The sequence below is a fragment of the Aquamicrobium aerolatum DSM 21857 genome (genome assembly GCF_900113935.1).
In the GTDB taxonomy this organism is placed as follows: Bacteria; Pseudomonadota; Alphaproteobacteria; order Rhizobiales; family Rhizobiaceae; genus Aerobium; species Aerobium aerolatum.
Map to the genome: position 1 here is coordinate 113,287 of NZ_FORF01000001.1, position 20,262 is coordinate 133,548.

At 59.9% G+C, this 20,262-nt stretch carries 20 protein-coding genes and 1 tRNA gene; 8 read left to right on the forward strand and 13 right to left on the reverse strand.

Going from position 1 to position 20,262, the window contains the following annotated elements:
• Window positions 1-44: 44 nt before the first annotated feature.
• The 3 genes from mgtE to BMZ42_RS17895 all read right to left on the reverse strand — a co-directional run bounded on the left by mgtE (window position 45) and on the right by BMZ42_RS17895 (window position 2,277).
• On the reverse strand, window positions 45-1,385 hold the full coding sequence (mgtE, locus tag BMZ42_RS00530; protein ID WP_091517470.1) for a magnesium transporter: 1,341 nt from the start codon (window positions 1,383-1,385) through the stop codon (window positions 45-47).
• Window positions 1,386-1,735: 350 nt separating this feature from the next.
• Complete coding sequence (locus BMZ42_RS00535; RefSeq protein ID WP_091517472.1) at window positions 1,736-2,086, reverse strand: anticodon-binding domain-containing protein; 351 nt, start codon at window positions 2,084-2,086, stop codon at window positions 1,736-1,738.
• A 44-nt stretch (window positions 2,087-2,130) separates the two neighbouring features.
• On the reverse strand, window positions 2,131-2,277 hold the full coding sequence (locus BMZ42_RS17895) for a hypothetical protein (protein ID WP_091517474.1): 147 nt from the start codon (window positions 2,275-2,277) through the stop codon (window positions 2,131-2,133).
• Between the two features lie 153 nt (window positions 2,278-2,430).
• Here BMZ42_RS17895 and BMZ42_RS00545 point away from each other — a divergent pair, with 153 nt between their 5' ends.
• Window positions 2,431-2,694 (forward strand): DUF6460 domain-containing protein, encoded by a 264-nt coding sequence (locus tag BMZ42_RS00545; protein ID WP_091517787.1) that lies wholly within the window; start codon window positions 2,431-2,433, stop codon window positions 2,692-2,694.
• A gap of 12 nt (window positions 2,695-2,706) precedes the next feature.
• On the opposite strand, the gene BMZ42_RS00550 is transcribed toward BMZ42_RS00545, so the two are convergent.
• Together BMZ42_RS00550 and BMZ42_RS00555 are read right to left on the reverse strand one after the other, a co-directional pair.
• Entirely contained in the window at window positions 2,707-3,795 is a 1,089-nt protein-coding gene (locus tag BMZ42_RS00550) for a quinone-dependent dihydroorotate dehydrogenase (protein WP_420492429.1), read from the reverse strand.
• Entirely contained in the window at window positions 3,792-4,139 is a 348-nt protein-coding gene (locus BMZ42_RS00555) for a DUF952 domain-containing protein (RefSeq protein WP_091517475.1), read from the reverse strand. Before BMZ42_RS00555 ends, BMZ42_RS00550 begins: the two co-directional genes overlap by 4 nt.
• 106 nt (window positions 4,140-4,245) lie before the next feature.
• Between BMZ42_RS00555 and BMZ42_RS00560 the strand changes: the two genes are divergently transcribed.
• The 3 genes from BMZ42_RS00560 to BMZ42_RS00570 all read left to right on the forward strand — a co-directional run bounded on the left by BMZ42_RS00560 (window position 4,246) and on the right by BMZ42_RS00570 (window position 6,450).
• On the forward strand, window positions 4,246-4,671 hold the full coding sequence (locus tag BMZ42_RS00560; protein WP_091517477.1) for a hypothetical protein: 426 nt from the start codon (window positions 4,246-4,248) through the stop codon (window positions 4,669-4,671).
• Window positions 4,672-4,791: 120 nt separating this feature from the next.
• The gene (gene mscL / locus BMZ42_RS00565; protein ID WP_091517478.1) at window positions 4,792-5,214 is read left to right on the forward strand and encodes a large conductance mechanosensitive channel protein MscL; all 423 of its coding nucleotides are present in this window, start codon (window positions 4,792-4,794) and stop codon (window positions 5,212-5,214) included.
• A 69-nt stretch (window positions 5,215-5,283) separates the two neighbouring features.
• On the forward strand, window positions 5,284-6,450 hold the full coding sequence (locus tag BMZ42_RS00570; protein ID WP_091517480.1) for a pyridoxal phosphate-dependent aminotransferase: 1,167 nt from the start codon (window positions 5,284-5,286) through the stop codon (window positions 6,448-6,450).
• A gap of 66 nt (window positions 6,451-6,516) precedes the next feature.
• Here the strand turns inward: BMZ42_RS00570 and hemA are convergent, their stop codons facing one another.
• The 4 genes from hemA to BMZ42_RS00590 all read right to left on the reverse strand — a co-directional run bounded on the left by hemA (window position 6,517) and on the right by BMZ42_RS00590 (window position 12,353).
• The gene (hemA, locus tag BMZ42_RS00575; protein ID WP_091517790.1) at window positions 6,517-7,797 is read right to left on the reverse strand and encodes a 5-aminolevulinate synthase; all 1,281 of its coding nucleotides are present in this window, start codon (window positions 7,795-7,797) and stop codon (window positions 6,517-6,519) included.
• 177 nt (window positions 7,798-7,974) lie between these two features.
• Window positions 7,975-9,540, reverse strand: coding sequence for a glucosamine inositolphosphorylceramide transferase family protein (locus tag BMZ42_RS00580; protein WP_091517482.1), 1,566 nt, complete (start codon window positions 9,538-9,540; stop codon window positions 7,975-7,977).
• Entirely contained in the window at window positions 9,537-10,736 is a 1,200-nt protein-coding gene (locus BMZ42_RS00585) for a glycosyltransferase family 4 protein (protein WP_244523097.1), read from the reverse strand. The genes BMZ42_RS00580 and BMZ42_RS00585 overlap by 4 nt, the downstream gene beginning before the upstream one ends.
• A gap of 66 nt (window positions 10,737-10,802) precedes the next feature.
• On the reverse strand, window positions 10,803-12,353 hold the full coding sequence (locus BMZ42_RS00590; protein ID WP_091517483.1) for a hypothetical protein: 1,551 nt from the start codon (window positions 12,351-12,353) through the stop codon (window positions 10,803-10,805).
• Between the two features lie 189 nt (window positions 12,354-12,542).
• Here BMZ42_RS00590 and BMZ42_RS00595 point away from each other — a divergent pair, with 189 nt between their 5' ends.
• The 4 genes from BMZ42_RS00595 (at window position 12,543) to BMZ42_RS00610 (ending at window position 17,755) form a co-directional block, all read left to right on the forward strand.
• Window positions 12,543-14,111 carry a GumC family protein gene (locus BMZ42_RS00595; protein ID WP_175556585.1) on the forward strand — a complete coding sequence of 523 codons (1,569 nt, stop codon included), beginning with the start codon at window positions 12,543-12,545 and terminating at the stop codon, window positions 14,109-14,111.
• A gap of 192 nt (window positions 14,112-14,303) precedes the next feature.
• Window positions 14,304-15,236, forward strand: a complete 933-nt coding sequence (locus BMZ42_RS00600; RefSeq protein ID WP_139207817.1) for a cupin domain-containing protein — start codon at window positions 14,304-14,306, stop codon at window positions 15,234-15,236.
• A 46-nt stretch (window positions 15,237-15,282) separates the two neighbouring features.
• On the forward strand, window positions 15,283-16,410 hold the full coding sequence (locus tag BMZ42_RS00605; RefSeq protein ID WP_091517488.1) for a GNAT family N-acetyltransferase: 1,128 nt from the start codon (window positions 15,283-15,285) through the stop codon (window positions 16,408-16,410).
• A 40-nt stretch (window positions 16,411-16,450) separates the two neighbouring features.
• Complete coding sequence (locus BMZ42_RS00610; RefSeq protein ID WP_175556586.1) at window positions 16,451-17,755, forward strand: lipopolysaccharide biosynthesis protein; 1,305 nt, start codon at window positions 16,451-16,453, stop codon at window positions 17,753-17,755.
• Between the two features lie 79 nt (window positions 17,756-17,834).
• Here BMZ42_RS00610 and BMZ42_RS00615 read toward each other — a convergent pair whose 3' ends face one another.
• From BMZ42_RS00615 to yacG, 4 genes are all read right to left on the reverse strand, one after another.
• Complete coding sequence (locus BMZ42_RS00615) at window positions 17,835-19,028, reverse strand: GNAT family N-acetyltransferase (protein WP_091517492.1); 1,194 nt, start codon at window positions 19,026-19,028, stop codon at window positions 17,835-17,837.
• Between the two features lie 247 nt (window positions 19,029-19,275).
• Window positions 19,276-19,494, reverse strand: coding sequence for a helix-turn-helix domain-containing protein (locus tag BMZ42_RS00620; RefSeq protein ID WP_091517494.1), 219 nt, complete (start codon window positions 19,492-19,494; stop codon window positions 19,276-19,278).
• A gap of 183 nt (window positions 19,495-19,677) precedes the next feature.
• A tRNA-Phe gene (locus BMZ42_RS00625) sits at window positions 19,678-19,753 on the reverse strand.
• A 302-nt stretch (window positions 19,754-20,055) separates the two neighbouring features.
• Window positions 20,056-20,259 (reverse strand): DNA gyrase inhibitor YacG, encoded by a 204-nt coding sequence (yacG, locus tag BMZ42_RS00630; protein ID WP_091517496.1) that lies wholly within the window; start codon window positions 20,257-20,259, stop codon window positions 20,056-20,058.
• Window positions 20,260-20,262: the final 3 nt, after the last annotated feature.

Sequence of the window (20,262 nt, forward strand, 5' to 3'; positions counted from 1 at the left end):
TGCGGGCCGGAAACTCCCAGATTTGCAGATCGACCGGACCCTGTTCAAGGCATCTCAAGAATCGTGCGCGCAATGCTGAAATAGATCAGCACGCCGGTGGCATCGGCGATCGACGTGACCAGCGGCGTGCTGGCCGTGGCCGGGTCCATGTTGAACCGCGAGAGAATGAACGGCAGGAGCATGCCGATCAGGCTGCCGACGATGACGATGAGGATCATCGACAGGGCAATGACCAATGCGATTTCCGGTCCGCCGCGAACCACGCCGATGACCGCAATCGCACAGGCCATGCTGAGGCCGAGCAGGATCGCCACGACAAGCTCACGGCCGAGAACCCGACCCCAGTCCGACATGCCGATTTCACCGGTTGCCAGCGCACGCACCATCAATGTCGCAGATTGCGACCCGGCGTTCCCGCCGGAGGCGATCAGAATTGGCAGGAAGAACATCAGGGCCAGATGGGCTGCGATCGTGTCTTCGAAATGAGCGATCCCTGCGCCGGAAAAGATGTTGCCGAAGACAAGGACCATCAGCCAGACGATCCGCGCCCGGTAAAGCATCGGGATCGACGCCGAGCCCACGCTGGCCTCAAGCCCGGTGACCGTACCGACGCGGTGAAAGTCGTCGGTGGCTTCCGCCTGCATGACGTCAAAGGCATCGTCATGCGTGATGATGCCGACCAGCCGCCCGGCTTCATCGACGACAGGCAGCGCGACGACGTCGTAGTGCGCGATTTTGCGCACGGCATTTTCGATGTCGTCATCAACTCGCACCGCATGGGTGTTGGTCTCCATGATGTCGGCGACTTTGGCGTGTGCGGGCGCGGTGATCAGATCCTGCAGCCGCACCGAGCCGAGCAGGATGCGGTCGCTGTCGATGACATAGGTGCGGTAGATCGTTTCCTTGTCCGGTGCTTCGCGGCGCAGGACCGTCAGCGCGCGTGTCGCGCTCAGCTCGGGCGAAAGCGCCGCATAGTCCGACGTCATGATCGCGCCGGCTGTGTCTTCCTCATAGGAAGCAAGCCGACGGATGTCTTCCCGCTCGGCCTGAGCCAGACCGGGCATGAGCGCCTTGCGCTGGTCTTCGGACAATTGCTTGTAGAGATCGGCGCGGTCGTCGGCGTTCATCTCCATCACGATGGCCGCAAGTGCCCCGCGCGCCATGACGGTCGCCAGGAGGGTGCGGAAGTCGTTGTCGAGATAGCCGAATATTTCCGCCTGCTGCTCGACCGGTACAAGCTTGAGGCTGGCCCAGGCGTCATGAGCGCCGAGCGTCTTCAGGGCTTTGGCAATGTCAGCGGGATGCTCGGCAACGAGCGCTGCGCGGATGTCATCGGAGGTTCCGGTGAGCAGGATCTCGCGGATAGGCTGGGTACGTGTGTCCATAGGCGTCTCCATCGCGACAAGGCACGGGAGGCGCCAAACCGTCAGGAGGAGGAGGACGCGTCGTGCCGTCTTGGCAGTGTTGTTTTTGGTGACCGGCAATCTTGTCGCGCGATCACACTAGTACAATCGTCGTCCATCGGTTTCTCGGTTGGTTGTTCGGCTGGCGCGATGCCAGACGAGGCAGGGCTAATCCAGCACCGCGCAGAAATCAATCCGCTAACGGCTGTTGCAGGCAAATATGGTGCTGGCCCGGCAGTGCGGACAGAAGCTGAAGCTCTATTGCCACAAAAAGGCCTGATGCTGCTGTTGGCAACATCAGGCCCGGTGTGGCTCAGACTATGTTGAAAGTGTCAGTACCAGCGATGGGAAGAGCGGTCGCTCGACGAGAGTGCCTGGCCGAGAACCAGTCCCAGAACAAAGCCGAGCAGACCGGCCGAGGAGAGGACGGTTGCGGCAGTGCCGGGGTTTTCGCGGATCGCATCGCTGACCGCATGCGCCTGCTGGCGCATCTGGCGGGAAGCGCCTCGCGCGCGCCGCGCCACTTCGTCATAGGCGCCTTCCGCTTCGTCGCGGACATTGTCGTAAAGCTCTTCTCCGCGCTCGGAGAGAGACTTCGACATCCGCGTCACCTCTTTCTTGAGGTCAGCGATTTGCTTTTCAAGGTCTTTACGAATGTCGTCGGTGTTGACTGGATCGGCCATGGCATTTTCCTTGTATGTGGAGAGAGAATGCCCCGCCCTGTGGATCAGTTCCCCTCGATGGAGACCCCGCTTTCGTTGATCCGCAGCTCAACCCCGGAAGGTTGGCTTTCCTGGCGGTAAACATAAGCGCCGAGCCCGATGACAACGACGACAAGCGCGCCGATGAGGAGATAAAGACCGTTCTGATTCATGAATGCCCCAAAGAATGTCTGCAATAAAACGCAAACGCCGGGCGGGCGAACTGGTTCCATCCGATGGGCGCAGAAGCAACAATACGCAATCGCCGCCTTGATGCTGTCGCGGATCGCCGCTATCTGCGACGGAACGACCGCAGGAGACGACAGATGTCCGCAATGAACCGCTTTCTTGGCGACACGCCCTTGCGGGTTGCGATCAAGCTGATCGTGATCTCATTTCTGGTCGGCATTGTGATGGCGACGTTCGGATGGTCGCCATGGGATGTGTTCTACCGGATCGAGGATTTCTTCGTCGGATTGTGGAATCTCGGCTTCGACGCGATCTATCGCTTCTGGGGCTATCTGCTGCTCGGTGCGGCGGTCGTCATTCCGGCATTCATCCTGTTGCGGATTGTCAGCTACCGGCGCTGACCCGCATCATTTTCAGATCGCCACCGCTTCCCACTTCTCCAGCGCGGTGTCGCGCATCTGCGAGATCGATGTGAGGCGTTCGCGCGCAACGATGGTGGCCAGGCCCTTCACGATCTTGCCGGGCAAGGATGGTCCGGCATAGATCATGGACGTGTAGAGCTGCACGAGATCGGCGCCAGCGCGGATCTTTTCGGCAGCGGCCTCGGCGCAATCCACCCCGCCGACGCCAATGATGGCGACATCTGGTCCAAGCCGGCGGCGCATGCGTGCGAGCACCGCTGTGGAGCGTTCGAAAAGCGGTTTTCCGGAGACACCGCCAGCTTCCTTGGCATGACGACTGCTCAATCGCTCCCGTGCAAGCGTGGTGTTGGAGACGATGACGCCCTCGATGCCATTGTCGAGAACTTCCGCGGCAATGTCGTCCAGATCCGCCTCGGTCAGATCTGGCGCGATCTTGAGGAAGATCGGCGTGTTGCGGCCCGATTTTTGCCGCTGTGCGTCGCGCGCATCGCGCACCGCTGCAAGCAGTTCGGCAAGACTGGCACGCGCCTGAAGATCGCGCAGGCCCGGCGTGTTGGGCGAGGAAATATTGACGGTCAGATAGGTGGCGAGGGGGGCGAAAAGCTCGACACCGGCGCGATAGTCCGCGATCCGGTCAGCGCTGTCCCGATTGGCGCCAATATTGACGCCGACGATGCCGGTGCGGCCGCTGCGATGGCGCAGGCGACGCAGACACGCCTGATGGCCCTCATTGTTGAAGCCCAGACGGTTGATGACGGCCTGATCTTCCTCGAGGCGAAAAATGCGCGGTTTCGCATTGCCTGTTTGCGGTAACGGCGTGACGGTGCCGATCTCGGCATGGCCGAAGCCCAGACCGATCAGCGCATCCGGTACTTCGCCATTCTTGTCGAAGCCGGCAGCCATGCCGAGAGGGTTGGCAAATTCGAGGCCCGCCACCCGCACGGCCAGCCTCTGATCTGTGACCGGCGTGCAGGCCAGCGGCAGACCGGTTTTCAGGGCTGAAAGAGAAATTCCATGAGCAGTTTCGGGATCGAAGGCGAAAAGGAGACGTTGTCCAATGCGGTCGAACCCAGGAATCATGCTGTCAAATCCGGAAATATGTGCCGGCCATCGGTGTCGAGCGGGAGGGGCTTGACCCAGGCGACGGCAGAAAGGTCGAGGGAGGCGTAGAGGTGGGGGAAGAGTGCGCCGCCGCGCGACACTTCGTATTTCAGTTCGCTGCCAAGACGGCGCGTGTCGATCGCCGCAATGAGCAGATCGGTCTGGCCGGCAAAGTGCTTTGCCGCAGTTTCCTGCGCCTGCGTGGCGGTCGAGAAATGGATGTAGCCGTCTTCAAGGTCGATCAGCGCGCCGGAAAAAACGCCCTTGGCTTCGGCTTCGCGCCAGAGAGACTCGGGGACGATCTTGAAAATCAATGTGTGCATGGGGCTGCTATAGGCCCGACGCGAGATAAAGGAAAGCGCATCGTTGACGCATTTAGGGCATAAATCCACTGCTATGCTGCAAGCACACCTACTGAGGAAGACGATCATGCTCAATCGATGTGTGACAGGCGTGACAATCGCGATGGCTTGCGTGGCCTTGCCGGCCATGGCGCAGGAGCAGGTTGACCGCTACCAGCTGCAGCGTACCGATGACGGTTATGTCCGGCTCGACACCAAGACCGGCTCGATGTCCATCTGCCAGGAGAAAAGCGGCCAACTGATCTGCAGAATGGCGAGCGACGAGCGCGCCGCATATGAGGGCGATCTTGACGTGCTGGAGGATCGTGTCGATGCGCTGGAGGCGCGCGTGAAGACACTTGAAGCAGGCCGACCCGCAGCTTCCATGCCGGACGAACAGGAATTTGAACAGACGCTGGGCTATATGGAACGGTTCTTCCGCCGCTTCATGGGAATTGTCCGGGATTTCGAGCAGGAAAACCAGCCGGCCCAGCCACAACCCGACCGGACGTGACCCTGCGGCGGTTCTGCCGTTTTCCTGCTTATCGTTCGAGTGGTTTTTGGTATGATCGCGCTGCCCAAGTTTTTTGGGTGGGGGTTCTACTCGAGCAATTTCCATCTCCAGGAGGGAAGGATGATTAAAGAATTTCAGGAATTTATCGCACGCGGCAATGTCATGGACCTTGCTGTCGGCGTGATCATCGGCGGAGCTTTCGGGCTCATCGTTTCCTCGCTGGTGGATGATATCATTATGCCGATCGTCGGCGCGATTTTCGGCGGGTTCGATTTCTCGAACTATTTCCTCCCGTTGTCCTCCAACGTGACAGCCACCACGCTGGCAGCTGCCCGTGAGCAGGGTGCGGTGTTTGCCTATGGCAACTTCATCACCGTGATCATCAACTTCATGATTCTGGCCTGGATCATCTTCCTGATGGTCAAGGGCGTGAACACGATGCGCAAGCGCCTTGAGCGTGAAGAAGCTGCCGCACCGGCTGCTCCTCCGCCAGAAGACGTCAAGCTGTTGACGGAAATTCGCGATCTGCTTGCGACCAAGTAAGCTGCGCGATAGAAATGCCAAGGGCCCCGATTGCTTGCGACCGGGGCCTTTTTCTTGAGGAGGATTTGCATGTCACAGGTGGAGTTTCTGCGCGATGTTGCGCGCGGTGCACCGGAGAGCGGAATTGTCGAGCTGGTCAACCATGCGCGGGGCAGGGCGGACCTGATCCCGCTTTGGGTCGGAGAGGGGGATCTGCCAACGCCCGACTTCATTACGCGTGCAGCAAGCGAGGCGCTGGCGGCAGGCGAGACCTTCTACACCTGGCAGCGCGGTATCCCCGAATTGCGCGAAGCCCTTGCGCGCTACTATGCGCGGCAGTTCGGCGGTGCGTTCAAGGCCGAGGAATTCATCGTCAGCACCAGCGGCATGCACGCGATCCAGATGGCGATCGACGCGGTGGCAGGCCATGGTGACGAGATCGTCTATCTTTCGCCGGCCTGGCCGAACTTTGCCGCGAGCGCGGAACTGGCGGGCGTGAAACCCGTGCCGGTCACACTCGAAAGGTCGGGCAATGGCTGGACCTGCGACGTCGAGAAGATACGCGCGGCGGTCAGCGGATCGACAAAAGCGATTTTCATCAACAGTCCGTCCAACCCGACCGGCTGGACTGCCGATCGGGCAACACTAAAGTCGATTCTCGACGTCGCGCGTGAGAAGGGTGTCTGGCTGATCGCTGACGAAATCTACTCTCGCTTCTATTACGGTGGCGCACGCGCGCCTTCGTTCATCGACGTGATGGAACCTGATGACAGGATCATCTTCGTCAACAGCTTTTCGAAGAACTGGTCGATGACCGGCTGGCGTATCGGCTGGCTGCGCACCCACCCCTCGCTGCAGCAGGTGTTCGAGAACCTCGTGCAATATTCCGTGTCAGGCGTGCCGGCGTTCCTGCAGCGCGGTGCAGTTGCGGCGCTCGATCATGGCGACGCCTTCGTTGATGAGCAGGTGCAACGCGCGCGTGCGGCGCGCGATATTGTCTGCGACCGGTTGCTGGCAACGGGACGTGTCAAACTGGCCGCTCCCGAAGGTGCGTTTTATGCATTCTTCTCGATTGACGGGGTTGCCGACACGCGTCAGGCGGCGCTTGATCTGGTGGATAGTTGCGGTGTCGGGCTGGCGCCGGGAAGCGCGTTCGGTGCCGGTGGCGACGGCTCGTTTCGTCTTTGCTTCCACCGGCGGCTCGATCACGTCGAGGAAGCCGCAGGACGGATTGCGGACTGGATCAGAAAGATCTGAAGCGAGGGAAGAAAAGTCTGCAGGCTCGCCGTGGGGCGAGCCTGGGGCATGGTTCGGGTCGAGCGGTCAGCCGCCCGATTTTGCGACCAGCAGCGGCACGACGCGATCAGACGCAACCGGCTCGACCGGGGCACTATCGTCGCGGAATGGAATGCCCAAGGCGGTCCAGGTTTCGACCAGCGCATCGCGCAAGGTTTCGATCAGGCTGTCGTCGTGCAGAGGGGTTGGGGTGACACGCAGGCGCTCGGTGCCACGCGGAACCGTCGGATAGTTGATCGGCTGGATATAGATGCCGTGCTTGGCCAGAAGACGGTCGGTCGCCATCTTGCACAGTTCCGGATCGCCAACCAGGATCGGCACGATGTGGGTTTCCGAAGGCATCACCGGCAGGGCGCTTGCCGACAGGATGTCCTTGGTGGCCTGCGCCTGGCGCTGCTGGGCGTCGCGCTCGACCTGCGATGATTTCAGGTGGCGGATCGAGGTGACGGCTGCCGCTGCAATGGCTGGTGGCAGCGCGGTCGTGAAGATGAAGCCCGGCGCATAAGAGCGCACGGCGTCGACAACAGACCGGGTGCCGGTGATGTAGCCGCCGAGCGTGCCGAATGCCTTGGCCAGCGTTCCTTCGATCACGTCGATACGGTGGGAAAGGCCTTCGCGCTCGGTGATGCCACCGCCACGCGCGCCGTACATGCCAACCGCGTGGACCTCATCGATATAGGTCATCGCGTTATATTTTTCGGCGAGATCGGCAATCGCCGCGATAGGTGCGATATCGCCGTCCATCGAGTAGACGCTCTCGAACACGATCAGCTTGGCGCGCTCGCGTCCGGCCTGTTGCAGCAACATTTCCAGATGCGCGACATCGTTGTGGCGGAAGATTTTCTTCTCGGCACCAGAGCGGCGAACGCCTTCGATCATCGAGGCGTGATTGAGTTCGTCGGACAGGATCAGACAGTTCGGCAGGAGGCGGCCGATTGTCGAGATCGCTGCTTCGTTGGACACGAAACCGGAGGTGAATACGAGTCCGGCTTCCTTTCCATGCAGGTCTGCCAGCTCGTCTTCAAGCTGCACCAGCGGGTGTGTCGTGCCGGAAATGTTGCGCGTGCCGCCAGCGCCGGACCCCATGCCTGCGGCGGTGTCCTGCATTGCCTTGATGACGTCAGGATGCTGACCCATGCCGAGATAGTCGTTCGAGCACCAGACAGTGATTTCGCGAGCCTCGCCGTCGGCGCGCCAGCGCGCCTTCGGGAACGCTCCGACGATCCGCTCCAGATCTGCAAACACCCGGTAACGTCGTTCGGCATGGAGCTGATCGATCGCCTCGTCGAAAAACCGCTGATAGTTCATGGTGCCTTCCTGAATTTGCGCCGCAACGTAATCTCCGGCGCATTGTGCGTCCATTGCCGCAATGTGGGCAAATTGCCACGTCGTTTGACGTCTCTCTAGCATCGCTTGAGAGGGCATCGTGTTGATCTGGCGCAATAATCCGAAAACTTTGTCGATTTCGGCGAGAAGATAGGCCTGTCAGGGGCGATAGTAGTGCTCGGTCAATCGTGTCAGCAGACGCGACTTCGGCCGGATGACGCTGCCATCGATGGTCTCAAGATGACCATTGCCGTTGAGCGTGTGCAGCTTGTGTCCGGGCCAGTATGGCCCGGCGGTCAGGTTGGTCTCGATGGTCTGTTCGAAATGGCTTTCATCGAGACGGTCGATGCGTGCCAGCGCGAGCGCTGCGCCATAACCGTCCTGGCAATCCTGCACCGGGCGCATCAGAACGCCATTGCGCAGCACGAAGTTGCCAGCCGGGCGCGCCGTGCGGTCATTGATGAGCACGGGGTTGGTCGCATGTGGCTTCCAAGGCCCGAGCAGGTCCGGCGCATGCCAGATCGCCAGCGTATCGGAGTAGCCCCCGACGCCGTGACGGATCACGGCAAACATGTGCCACGCTCCGGCATGGTGGACGATGGTCGCATCGGCCGCCTCGACACCACTGACCAGTACGCTGTGTCGTTCCCAGCGATAGGGGAACTCGACTGCGCGATAAAGGGCAATCTCACCGCTGAGCGAGGCTTCCGGCACCATCCAGATGTTGCCATGGGCCTCGACCAGAAATGGATAGGACAGATGCCATGGCTCTTCGAGCACCGGAATGGCAGAGCCCGGCTGACCGTGCTCGTCAAACGCAACGACGCAGATGATGCCCTTGGAGGTCTTGTGGTCGAGATCCTCGAAAAAGATGTAGTCACGGCCGCGATGGTGGAACGGAAACGGATCTGCGTAAAAGTGGTCGCCGGGATCGGGCAGGACGTTCCAACGCGCACCGCCAAGATCGCGCCGTGCCCAGACATCGCCGTCCGGCTCCGGTCGTCGCCAGCCGACGCGCCAATGGGGCGAATAGCAGCAGAGCCGGTAGGCTGCCCGCGCTGCCTCGCAGGCAAGCATTCTGGCGCTGCGCCTGAGCACCGCGCTTCTGGTCAGAACATCGGCGTGCGGATGGGGCGCGAGCGTGCTTTGTGCCGCAGGCTGGTCGAGCTTGTCGATGGCAGCGAGAAGCAGCATGGCGACGCGCGACCACACTGCCTCCATCGCTCCGCCAATCCCGGCGGCAGCTTCCAGCGAGGCAACGCCTTCACCGACAATGTCGGTTGCGCCGCGCTCATCTTCTCGCAGGATCGATATTTGCGGCGAGTGGCAGTGAAACAGCGCACTGGCCAGTGCATTTTCGCCGGCGGCGCCATTGTAGAGCGGACGCAGCGTTGTCGTGCCGGTCGACTTGGTGTCGGCGGTGGAAAGGTCAAGGATCAGGTCAGGCTGCGGCGCGGTTTCCCCACGCTGGAATTCCTGCAATTGCGCAACTGGGATACGATCGCTCCAGCACGGCTTGCCCCGGCGCACCACCATCTTTTCCAGAGCCAGCAATGTGTCGAGCGCTGACGAGCCGTCCTCGATCCCCGCAACGAGACGGATTTTGACCTGTGCGCCGGTGTGGTCAACGATCTGCTGTGCAAGAGCGGGAACGAATGCGGACAGTGAATCGGCATCAACAACAATGCAGATCGAGCCGATGGTAGGGGGCGGCTTCTGTATCATGGGCCGCTGGACGCCAGATGTGGCCGATGTAATTCGTCGCTGCTTGTCGCCGGCAGCGACTTGCTGAGGATCAGGTCGCGATAGGCATCGACCATTGCCGAAAGCGAGTAGCGTTCGGCCAGACGCCGCCCGAGTGCGCCCATGGCAGCAGCTTGTGCGGGATTGTCGAAATTCTGCTGGATTGCGGCCGCGAACGCGCCAGTATCGGCGGCATCGACGAAGTGCGCGCAGGGCTTGCCGTCGACATCGAGAACTTCACGCAGCACAGGCAGATCGTGCGCGACAACGGGCAAGCCTGCCTGTGCCGCCTCGACGGCGGCGAGGCCGAAGGTTTCCGCTGCGCTGGGAAAGACGAACTGATCAAGGCCAACCAGAAAATCGGCAACACCGGAGCCATCCATCTCGCCCACAAAATGCACGCGCTCTCTGACGCCATATTCAAGCGCACAGGCGCGCAAGCGCTCTTCATCCGGCCCCTGTCCGGCAATGGCCAGATGAACCTGCGGCAATAGCGGCAAAGTCGCAATCGCCAGATCGATCCGCTTGAGCGGGTGCAGGCGCGCTACCGTGCCAATGATCGCGGCGTCCAGAGGAAGGCCGAATCTGGCGCGAGATGCCGATTTATCCAGTGTGCTGATGCGCTGGGCGAAGCCATGCGGGACATGCACAATACGCCGCGTGTAGCGGGCCGGATAGGATTGGTAGTCGCGCCACGTGGCGTGTGAGTTGACCGTGATGACGTCATAGAAGCCGCTCAGGCCAAGGACACGGTCGATCAGGCGGACGGGTCTGCTGATCGTGGCCGGCGCGGAGACGTGGTTGGCGATGATGCGCGGAACGCCCATGAGCCTTGCGACCGGCGCGGCAACGATGTTGCCATAGTGCTGAAACGGCAGAACGACATCGGGGCGCAACTCGCGCATCACGGCAAACAGGCGGCCTACGAAACGCGCGGCACCCAGCAGGCCCGACGGTCGTTCGCGCGCGACGAAATGCACGTTTGGAAAGTGGTCGCAGCCAGCGGTCTTGCGGTAAAGAAAGAGATGGTGGATCTCGAGGGCAGGCGTTCCGTCATTGGATGGGGATGAAAGTTCCTGCCCAAGCAAACGCGAAATCTCCTGCGCGCCAGCCATTTCGGCTTGCGTTTGCACGAAGAGAATTCGCAGCGGTTGCTTGTGAGAGGCACCGTTTGGCATTGATGTGTCCTGTGTCTGAGCCCTTACCAAAGCCCAGAAACGTCAAGAAATCATTGCCGCGTACTTTCACGAGGCCAGGCGCTGTTCAACGCCTGACCGCACGGAAGCCCCCAGAATCATCCCCCCAACACCGAGAAATAGCGACAGGGCGAGCGGTGCAAAGAACGCTTCTTCCTGGAAAACGCCGTTGGCTACGACACCCATCACCGCGAAAGCAATTGCAGCCTGAAGTGCGTTCCCCGTCAGATGTGCAACGCGCAAAACTCTCCAGGCAATCCAGATATAGCCGCCGATAACCGCGAACGCGAAGATGCCCAGCTGGTACATCAAGACGCCGACGGAGCTTTCAACCGGGAAGGGCGTTCGGCCCGCTGCCTGAGCTTCCGTCCAGACGATCGTGTTGAACAAGGGCGACAGATTGCCACCGCTACCGATACCGTGGCCGATCGGGTTGCGAAAAAACTCGAAGATCGCGGCCATCAGTCCAAGGACGTGATAGTCGCCAATCTGAAGGCCGATGATGACTCCGATGACGACATAAAGCGAAAGCGCTGCTGCGATACACAAAAAGGCAAAGCCGCTCCCGAACAGGCGGAAGGCGACCCATGTGAGGACCACAAGCGCGGTCATGATCAACGGTCCCTTGGCGCTGCAGAGAAACAGCAGAATGAACAGAAAGAACGCTTGCAGCCAGCGACCCCGAAACACCGCGAAGATGAAGAAGAATGACAGCGCATAGGCGAAACTGATCGAATGCATGTTGGGACCGAACAATCGCGTTACGGTCGATGCAAGCTGAGAAAATAGCGGCGAATTGAAGAATGAGATCTGGAAGCTGTCGATGAGACCGGTGGCTACGATTCCGGTTTCGGCAGCCATCTGGTCATAACTTAGAGTTTGCCAATTGGCACCCGAGGCAAGCTCCCAATAAGCATAGCCATTTGTCAGGGCGAGCCACGTCTCACGCGCCGCCGATTCAGTGAAGCCGCATAAGACGGTCAATACAGACAATACCGTCAGCATTGGCCCGAGCCTGACGGGATAAGCCGCGAATAATGTCAGGCAAATCTGAAACAGCAGCAGCGGGGTGACAATATTGCGCAGATAGATGATTGCCTGAATGCCGTTGAGTGCGAAGCCGATGAGAAAATAAGTCCCGATGGCGACCATCAACCCAGTGGATAGCTTGATGTAGGGCATGATCAGGGGACCGTGACTGCGCCACTGCAACAGATAGCGCACCGCAAAGGTCACCCAGGTGACAGCCAGGATGAGAAAATTGTAGGCGCGGATCATGTCGAAGTCGTCATCGCTGCGCACAAAGTCAGCCATGATCGATACAAAGAAGTTCTGGAACAAAAATGCCGTGATGATCGCGATCACCGAGATGTGTGGCATCCGGATCGCCACGATGGCGGCAAGAAAAGCCGCCAGCGATATCCCGAGTAATTGGTGGACCGTATGCGCGACGACGGGCATGGCGATCATCGTCATTGCGACGGCCACGCCGAGGAATGTACGCACGCAGTGGGTCAGCAGCCGCCCGGCACTATCGGTGTCGGAATACCACTGATCGTGTGCGTTTGGCGCCATGGCTGGTGCCGGAAAGGCAGTCATTCGTCGTCACGCTCCGGGCAGGTCAGTCGCAGCATAGCGTCGCGGGTCTCTTTGTTTGGTTAACTCGCACTTCAGCTTTCTGGTTTACGAGTTTATGTCTAGCGGGCGGGAAAATCGCGGTCCCCCCGCAGAGCAATAGCGGAGAGCAGTTTGAGCGTGGACTGGGACATGCCGGGTGGAGAGAGCTCTATGCGTTCGTCAGCACGCCCGATGCGTGGCTCGCAGCGCTTGAATTCCACTCGTGACGGCCAGAACGCAGGCGACGGCTTGTTTGATCCGCTCGAGCTGTTTGCCTGGATTCTACGCAACTTCGTCAAGATCGGACTGGTTGCGGCAATCCTGACCGCACTCGGCCTGATGGTGTTCCTGTCGCTTTCCTTTCCGTACCGGTCGACCGCGATCGTGCTTGCTGACCCGCGCGATCAACGGATCACGCTGCAGGAGGAGGTGCTTCCCTCGATAGGAACCGACGCTGCGGTGCTGGAAAGCATGGTCCAGATTGTCAAATCTGATGGCTTCCTGCTGCCCGTCATGCGCGAACTCGGACTCTTGGGTTCAGCCGAAACCGGAATGAGCCGTGAAGCTGAACTGAAAGCGTTGGCGCAGTTTCGCAAAAACATCACCGTGGAGCGCAAGGGTGCGACATATCTGGTGGAGATCTCCTATGCTGCGTCGTCAGGAGATGAAGCAGCGCGGATTGCCAACGGGATCGCGGAAGCTTTCGCGGCCAGCCAGAACGGAGCGCGCTTAAGCGCCAATGTCGACGCGGCTCGCAGTCTTGCGGCGCAACTGGTCGAGATCCGCGCCAAGCTTAATGTGTCCGAAGAGGCGGTTGCAAAGTTTCGGGCAGATAACGGCATTGTCTATGTGGACGAGCGCAATACGGTCCAGATGCGCCAGCTTGCGGATCTCAATCAACAACTGGCGCTCGTCAACAATGCAACCGAGGAAGCACGCGCGCGCTACCAGGAACATCAAAACGGCGGCGCACTGACCCGTGGCGGACAATCCAACGACGGAGAAGGGGCACAGCTGGCATTCTTGCAGCAGCAACGCGCGCAACTGCTGCAGACCCGCGACCAGCAATTGCAGATCTATGGCTCGCGCCATCCGACGTTGGCGCAGACAATGCAGGCTCTCGGTGGTGTCGAGCGCGAGATTGCGCGTGAGCGCAGCCGTCTTTCGGCACAGCTGAAGACGGAACTGGATGTTTCGCTGTCCAAGCAGCAGCAACTGGAGCGCCAGATTGGCGAACTCAGTTCGGCGGTGATCATCACCGACGCAGCCAGGGTGCAGCTCGAGGCGCTTGAGCGCGAGGCGGCCGCAGACCGAGAGCTTTATCAGCAGCTTCTCAGCCGCAACAAGGCAACCGATCAGCTGGCGTCTCTCACCATCAACAATGTGCGGGTTGTTTCGGCTGCGGCTGCACCGATCATGTCTTCGCGCCCCTCACTGACGGTGGTGCTTCCTGTGATAGCGTTCCTCAGCCTTGTGGCGGCAACGGTCTTCGCGGTGATAGCCAACAGCAATGCCTTGCGCCGGACGGCCTCGCCCCGTGTCAAGAAGACACGATTGCCACGCACCGCAGCCCCGCAGGCGGCACCGAAACCAGCAGCCCCATCAAGGACTGAGGCTCCCGCTCCCGCTCCCGCTCCGCGTCCCGAGCCTTCCCATGGTTCTCTTCTCAACGCCAGTTTGCGTCCTGCGACCGCGCGCAACGCGATTCATCGCGATGAAGCGATGCGTGTGGGGCGTTGAGTCCGGTCGCGCTTTAACCAAGTCTTTACCATAATTCCTGTCGCCAACCCGTTTCGGCGCGGTTCGGCATGCAATGTGCATGGCTATCTCGGAATGCCTCTTCCGTGCCGATCTGGCACGTGTGGAGATTGTCGACCGAGGTCTTGCCGCATCTGAGATGTGGCGAACGCGCAGCTTCAAGGGGTGCCATAAATGAACTCTATGGTCATGGGTCAGGACATCATCAGCAATTGGGAACCTCGCCACGAACGACTGTTCGGGACGGAAATCGTCAAACTCAATCACCGCTTGCGGGAGTCGGGCCTTTTTACCCGCGATGCAGTGGCGCGTCTGATCGAGCGTTGCCCGGCAAGCGAGTTGGGGCTGGAATCGATGAGCGAAGACCCCAACAAGAAAGAACGGCTTTACGGCGTTCTCGGCGATGCGCGTGGGATCGATGCAATCGACGCGATCGAGAAGGGGCGTATCTGGATGAATATCCGCCGCGTCATGGACTGGGCACCGGAATATCGGAAGCTGCTCGACAATATTTTTGACGAATTCCGTGGGCGGATGCCGGGTTTCGACACCTTCAAGCGCAACATGGGCGTGCTCGTCTCGTCGCCTGATGCGAATGTCTATTACCACGCCGACATCCAGGGCCAGTCCCTATGGCAGATCGAAGGGGTCAAGCGCGTCTATCTCTATCCCCGTTCCGAAGCGTTCATGACGGGCGAGACAGTCGAGAAAATCCTGCTGCGCGAGACCGATGAGCGGATGCCCTACGAGCCGTGGTTCGATGAATATGCGCGGGTGATCGACCTGCAGCCAGGCGAGATGGTGACATGGCCGCTTTACGCGCCGCACCGTGTCCATAACCACGACTGCCTGAATATTTCGGTCACGATGGAGCATTGGACCAAGGAAATCTGGAATTCCTACGCGGTCCATTACGGCAATGGCGTCTTGAGGCGCACGCTTGGGTTGCGCACCCCGTCGACCCAGCCGTCCGGCCTGCACGTCTACCCGAAGGCGGCAGCGGCGCTGCTGTGGAAAAAGATGGGACGGCAGCGCGCGGGAGACGTGAACAATGCCCGGCATTTCCGCGTTGATGCCGCATCGCCGAACGGGCGCAGCCCGATCTGAAGATATGACCAGGATCGCTCACCCGCCTCGCGGGTGAGGATCAGACATGAGGTTTGGCATGGGCGTCGACACATTGAGCCGGATGCAACATCAATTCGTCCTGGAGTCGCTGCCCGATTTCGACTTTCTGAGCGCAGAATATCGTGCATTCTTCGACCTGCATGGGACAACGGCGTTTCAGGCTCCCTTGTGGCAGCAGCGGCTCCATGATCGCCTTGGTCCGGCGCTCGGCGCCAAGAGCAAGACTGTTGTGGTGCGTCATGCCTCGGACGGGCGGCTGATGGCGGTGCTGCCGATGGCGACGCAGCGCGCGTTCGGCGTGACAATCGCCCAGTTCGCCGATTTCGGCACCTGCGACTACAACAGCGCGGTCGCGGATCGGGAAACGCTGCAGGCGCTCGCGGCTGACCCACATTTCCGCGCAGCGTTGCGTCGCGCTTTCGAAGGGTCGGACCTGATTCTGTTTCGAAAGATCCGCAGTGACGATTTCGACATGGCCCTGCTGTTTGGCACGAGCCGCACCAGTGTCGGCGAGCACCCTGCCTATCTATGTGAGGTCGGCACCGATTTTGGCCACTGGCGCTCCAAGGTCTTGCGCAACAAGTTTACCAAGGAGCTTGGACGACTGCAGCGCCAGACCGAACGCGAGCATGGCAGCTTCGAACACCGCCTGGCTGTCGGGGAAGACGAGATTGACGCTGCGTTTGAATTCTTGCGCCAGACGCAGGCGGAACGTCAGCGGGACAGCGTTCTGAACAAGCCGGAATATTATAGTTTCTATCGCGATTTTGCCATTGATGGCGCAGCCAGTGGTGCCGCGCTGACCTATGTGAGCTATCTGGCGGGCAAGCCAGTTGCGGTGCTGTTTGGTCCGGCCGACCGCGACCGGTTTCATGCGGTGCTGATCGGCGTCGACACGGTCAATCACGCCCGAATCTCGCCGGGCACCCAGCTTATCTATCGGGTGGTCGAACAGCGGATGCGCCAAGGTCACAGCAGTTTCGACATGGGACTAGGCGACCCCGGCTACAAAAGCCACTTCCGGCCAACAGAAATACCGATGCAAAACGTCAGTTCCAACCTCACGACCCGTGGTATGGCCGTGTCTTTCGTCTATCACTATTCCAAGCCGCTCAAAAACGTGCTCAGAGAGTTTGCTCCTGCCGTGCGGTAACGGTTCGAGCTCGTATTGGGGATTTGGAATGAGTCTCAGCATGCGTGATCGCCTGGTCGCGATTCTGCAGCGACCAGACATTCGCGGCATGGCCGGTGTCATTGGCGTCAAGGTCGTGATGGTGGTGCTCAATTTCACCCTGATCGCCCTGGCTGCACGCGCGCTGGAAACCGATGAATTCGGCTATTATTCGATCCTGTTTTCTGCGGCGGGCCTTCTTCTGATCACTGCCGCCGCCGGGCAGGAACTGTTCGTGATCCGCTCGTGGAACGAATTCGTGGTCCGCAAGGACATGGGGCGCATCAAGGGCCTGTTCTACTTCAGCGTCGGGCTTTGCACAGCAGCTTCGATACTTGTTTCAGCCGGGTTCCTGCCGTGGGTGTCGTGGTGGTACGGGTGGCATACCGCGCTGGCGGTGACCTGCTTTATGGTCCTGTCGGCGGTGCTGCAGGTCTCAAACCACCTGCTGAGAACATCGATCAGCGTCGCTGCAGGTGACGGCATCGGCAATGTTTGCCAGGTCACGCCCGCAATTCTCTATCTGGCATGGTGTCTCGTTTCGGCACATGATGCGCATTTGACGGAGTTGTTCGTCTTTCTTTCGATCGGCGCCTTTGCGGGCATCGTCGTTCACTTCGTGATGATGCGTCGCCGTGTGCGCAAATTGTTTCCCGCGATCGCCAGCGCCAAGGCCGTTTCAGACCGGTTGGAATGGCTGGCGCGTTCGGCGCGGATGTGGGCCTCGAACACGTTGGAGGCCATCAATCAGTATGTCGATGTTCTGATCATCGGCTATCTGATGAGCCCGACGATTGCAGGCGCATATTTCGTGACGGTCCGGCTCGCAAATCTGTTTGCCGCCGCCGCCGATTCGATCAATCTGTTCGCAACCCGGCATTTCTCGCGTCTGTACTACCAGGGCGACCGTCAGGAACTGGCGCGCTTTCTGGACAGCGTGGCTTGGATCACGCTGGCGTTCATCGTTCTCGGGCTGCTGGCAATTGCAGGGGGCGGATATTTCGCGCTGTATTTCATCAACGAGGAATACGCGGTCTACTATCCCGAACTCATGGTGCTGTGCTGCGGTACAGCGGCGCTGGCGGTGGCACGTCCTTGTGGCTCGATCCTGATGCTCACGGGTTATGAAGGCCAGTATCTGCGGATCATTGCCGCCTCGGTGACGCTGCGCGTCATCGCGTTGTTCGCGCTGATCCCGCATTTCGGCGTCATGGGCGCTGTCGTCAGCACGGCGGCATCCTTTGTGGTCGCCGCCACGATGATGCGGCGCGCGGCTAAGGCCTCGACGGGGCTCGATGCAACTATTGTCAGACTGATGGCGACGTGACGTTGGTTTTCCAGGGTCTTTCCGCGCTTCTAGGAAGTGTTAGAGCGTCCTTTGTGCGTCCGACCGGAGTCGTGGCGCTCTAGTGGCTGAGAACGCCCCAGCGCCAGAGACGTTTTCGCAAGGCTTCGACCTGCGGTCGTAATTGCGGAAAGCGGACAAGCGCCAGCCGTACAAGGCGACGTGCGCGTGCGTCGGCGAGTGCCAGCCAGCCGCGCAAGGTCAACACCTCATGTCGTTCATAAAGCGGCATCTCGGTGCCGGTGAGGCGCTCTTTATAGGCGTGCTCGCCAACACCGATGTCGCAGTAGCGAACACCCTGCTTGCGCGCTTCATCCAGCATCAGCATGAAGACGATCGTGCCGGGTGAGTGGCGGCTCCAGGTATCGTTGTTCATCGAGTTGATGATGCGGTGAAGGGTCTTGCCGTTGAGAATGCCCAGATCGGTGGCGATGCATTCCCCATCGATGTACAGCCCGCCGAACAGCAGCTGCCCCGCAGCAACCCCTTTGCCGACAAATTCACGATAGAATTCGCGAACGGGAAGCGCGCAGAGGGGATCGGGCCGGTTGAGTGAACGAAAGCGTGTGACGCGCTGCTCGACCAGATGTTCGAATAGGACCAGAGCTTCGTCCTGAGTGCGGGTCAGCCGAAACTCGACCGCGCCCATCGTTTTCAGACGGCGCAGCTTTTTCATGCCGTCCTTGTAGATGCCGGACTTGCGGTAGTGGGACGGAAACTCCTCGCCGCTCAGGGACGCGGTCTTGGTGGCAGTGGCCATGTCGACCGTGTTAGGCAGCAACACCAGCGGATTGGGGCGCCCACCTTCAAGCCAGGCGGGAAGCTTCTTGAGAAGAAGGATATCAGCCTGTGGCAGCACATGGCGCAGGCTCCCCCAGATTGCGGCCATTTCCTTGTTTGCCGGGCGGAACCAGTCCGCGATGATCGGCGCGGTGTAGTCGGCCAGTCCAAGGTCGGCTGGCTCGATGTAGCTGAGTGCCTGCGTGCGTCGTCGAATCAGTGGAAGGACCATCGCGAGACGGCCGGATGCCTTGTCTTCCACGCTGATGAGGACGGGTGAGCAATTGTCGGGCAGGTGGTCGTAGAAGGCCTTGAGAAACGCAACGGATTGAAACGGCGTGCTGATGAAGCCGCAGGGCTGACCATCAGGCCATAGCCGGTCGAGCACAGCGCTGCCGGACGCCTCGTGCACTGTCAGCGTGAACTCAGTTCCTGCAATGCGTCGGCCTTCTAGGTCCGCAGCCCGGTCGTTCACGCGCGCTCCCCTCTTGTCACCGAATGCCGCCGCGATAAATCCGGCGGCACATCGAGCGGGCGCATCTGAAAGAGTGCAGTGAACCCGTTCGTTCCTGCAGCGGTAATGCCTGAAAAGAACTAAATATGCCTGAACATAACCGCTTATATGCTCATGACTTCAGTATTTGGCAGCAGGGCAAACGATGTTTGAAAGTAAATGCCGTTCACATACAGGATGGTCGCGACCCGTTGCGGGAGCGAAAGGGTTAGGCAACTAGGCTCTCGGGCAGGCCAAGCGCGGATGCGAGACGGGCAAGTTTAGCGGGATCAGCGCCGCCATTTTCCAGGTCTGCAAGTTCGGATGTTGCAAGCCCTGACGTCACGGCCAGTTCCTCAAGTGAATAGCCGAATGCATCGCGCATTGCGGTGACGGGATTGGTGCCGGAGCTAAGTGCGGCAGAGATGGTGTCTACGAGTTCGAGCATTGAAGGCCTCTTTTTATAGGGTACCAAGAATCGCAAAAATGAGGGGATCGATTGCGGTTCAAATGGATAGCAGCACCTAGCTTTTCAAGAATGCTGCAGAATATGGCCGAACAGATGACGCTGATATGAAGGCGCCATGCGAATTTCAGTAGTGCAGCTTATAGCGAAGCTGAAAATCTGGAGTGGTGCCCGGAGACGGATTTGAACCGCCGACACGCGGATTTTCAATCCGCTGCTCTACCAACTGAGCTATCCGGGCAACCTGAGAAAAGACATTTCGTGGAAACGACTTTCTCGTCAGCGGTATTGGCTACCGCCGGAAATCGGGTGCGTTATAGCACGAGAATCGCTTCTGTCCAGCAGGTAGGGCGACCTTTTTCCGACTATTTTTGTGCTCGCGCGATGCCTCTGGCCGCTTCAATGCGCACAAATGCGTCCCGGCCGTCGAAAACGACAAAAAACGTGGCTTAAACAGGCAGATAACGCATTTCTGAGCCTACCCTACCGTCATCTCTCGGGGGGCAGCATCCAGCTGGCAACGCAGCTAATTTTGGCTCGCGCCTAGCGCTCGTCGTCGTCCGGATTGGCGTCTTCTTCACTGCCGGGAATGACATAGGAGCCGGAAAGCCAGCGATTGAGGTCCACATCCTTGCAGCGCTGCGAGCAGAACGGATAGGTGGCGCGCGCCGACGGCTTGCCACATTCGGGGCAGGGGCGCGTCGGACGAAGCGGGGTCACGTTGTCTTTTTCTGGAACGTTCGTCATCGC

Coding starts and splice junctions, on each gene's coding strand:
- mgtE (WP_091517470.1), bottom strand. CDS start 1,385: ATGGACACACGTACCCAGCCTATCCGCGAGATCCTGCTCACCGGAACC.
- BMZ42_RS00535 (WP_091517472.1), bottom strand. CDS start 2,086: ATGGCCGATCCAGTCAACACCGACGACATTCGTAAAGACCTTGAAAAG.
- BMZ42_RS17895 (WP_091517474.1), bottom strand. CDS start 2,277: ATGAATCAGAACGGTCTTTATCTCCTCATCGGCGCGCTTGTCGTCGTT.
- BMZ42_RS00545 (WP_091517787.1), top strand. CDS start 2,431: ATGTCCGCAATGAACCGCTTTCTTGGCGACACGCCCTTGCGGGTTGCG.
- BMZ42_RS00550 (WP_420492429.1), bottom strand. CDS start 3,795: ATGATTCCTGGGTTCGACCGCATTGGACAACGTCTCCTTTTCGCCTTC.
- BMZ42_RS00555 (WP_091517475.1), bottom strand. CDS start 4,139: ATGCACACATTGATTTTCAAGATCGTCCCCGAGTCTCTCTGGCGCGAA.
- BMZ42_RS00560 (WP_091517477.1), top strand. CDS start 4,246: ATGCTCAATCGATGTGTGACAGGCGTGACAATCGCGATGGCTTGCGTG.
- mscL (WP_091517478.1), top strand. CDS start 4,792: ATGATTAAAGAATTTCAGGAATTTATCGCACGCGGCAATGTCATGGAC.
- BMZ42_RS00570 (WP_091517480.1), top strand. CDS start 5,284: ATGTCACAGGTGGAGTTTCTGCGCGATGTTGCGCGCGGTGCACCGGAG.
- hemA (WP_091517790.1), bottom strand. CDS start 7,797: ATGAACTATCAGCGGTTTTTCGACGAGGCGATCGATCAGCTCCATGCC.
- BMZ42_RS00580 (WP_091517482.1), bottom strand. CDS start 9,540: ATGATACAGAAGCCGCCCCCTACCATCGGCTCGATCTGCATTGTTGTT.
- BMZ42_RS00585 (WP_244523097.1), bottom strand. CDS start 10,736: ATGCCAAACGGTGCCTCTCACAAGCAACCGCTGCGAATTCTCTTCGTG.
- BMZ42_RS00590 (WP_091517483.1), bottom strand. CDS start 12,353: ATGACTGCCTTTCCGGCACCAGCCATGGCGCCAAACGCACACGATCAG.
- BMZ42_RS00595 (WP_175556585.1), top strand. CDS start 12,543: ATGCGTTCGTCAGCACGCCCGATGCGTGGCTCGCAGCGCTTGAATTCC.
- BMZ42_RS00600 (WP_139207817.1), top strand. CDS start 14,304: ATGAACTCTATGGTCATGGGTCAGGACATCATCAGCAATTGGGAACCT.
- BMZ42_RS00605 (WP_091517488.1), top strand. CDS start 15,283: ATGAGGTTTGGCATGGGCGTCGACACATTGAGCCGGATGCAACATCAA.
- BMZ42_RS00610 (WP_175556586.1), top strand. CDS start 16,451: ATGCGTGATCGCCTGGTCGCGATTCTGCAGCGACCAGACATTCGCGGC.
- BMZ42_RS00620 (WP_091517494.1), bottom strand. CDS start 19,494: ATGCTCGAACTCGTAGACACCATCTCTGCCGCACTTAGCTCCGGCACC.
- yacG (WP_091517496.1), bottom strand. CDS start 20,259: ATGACGAACGTTCCAGAAAAAGACAACGTGACCCCGCTTCGTCCGACG.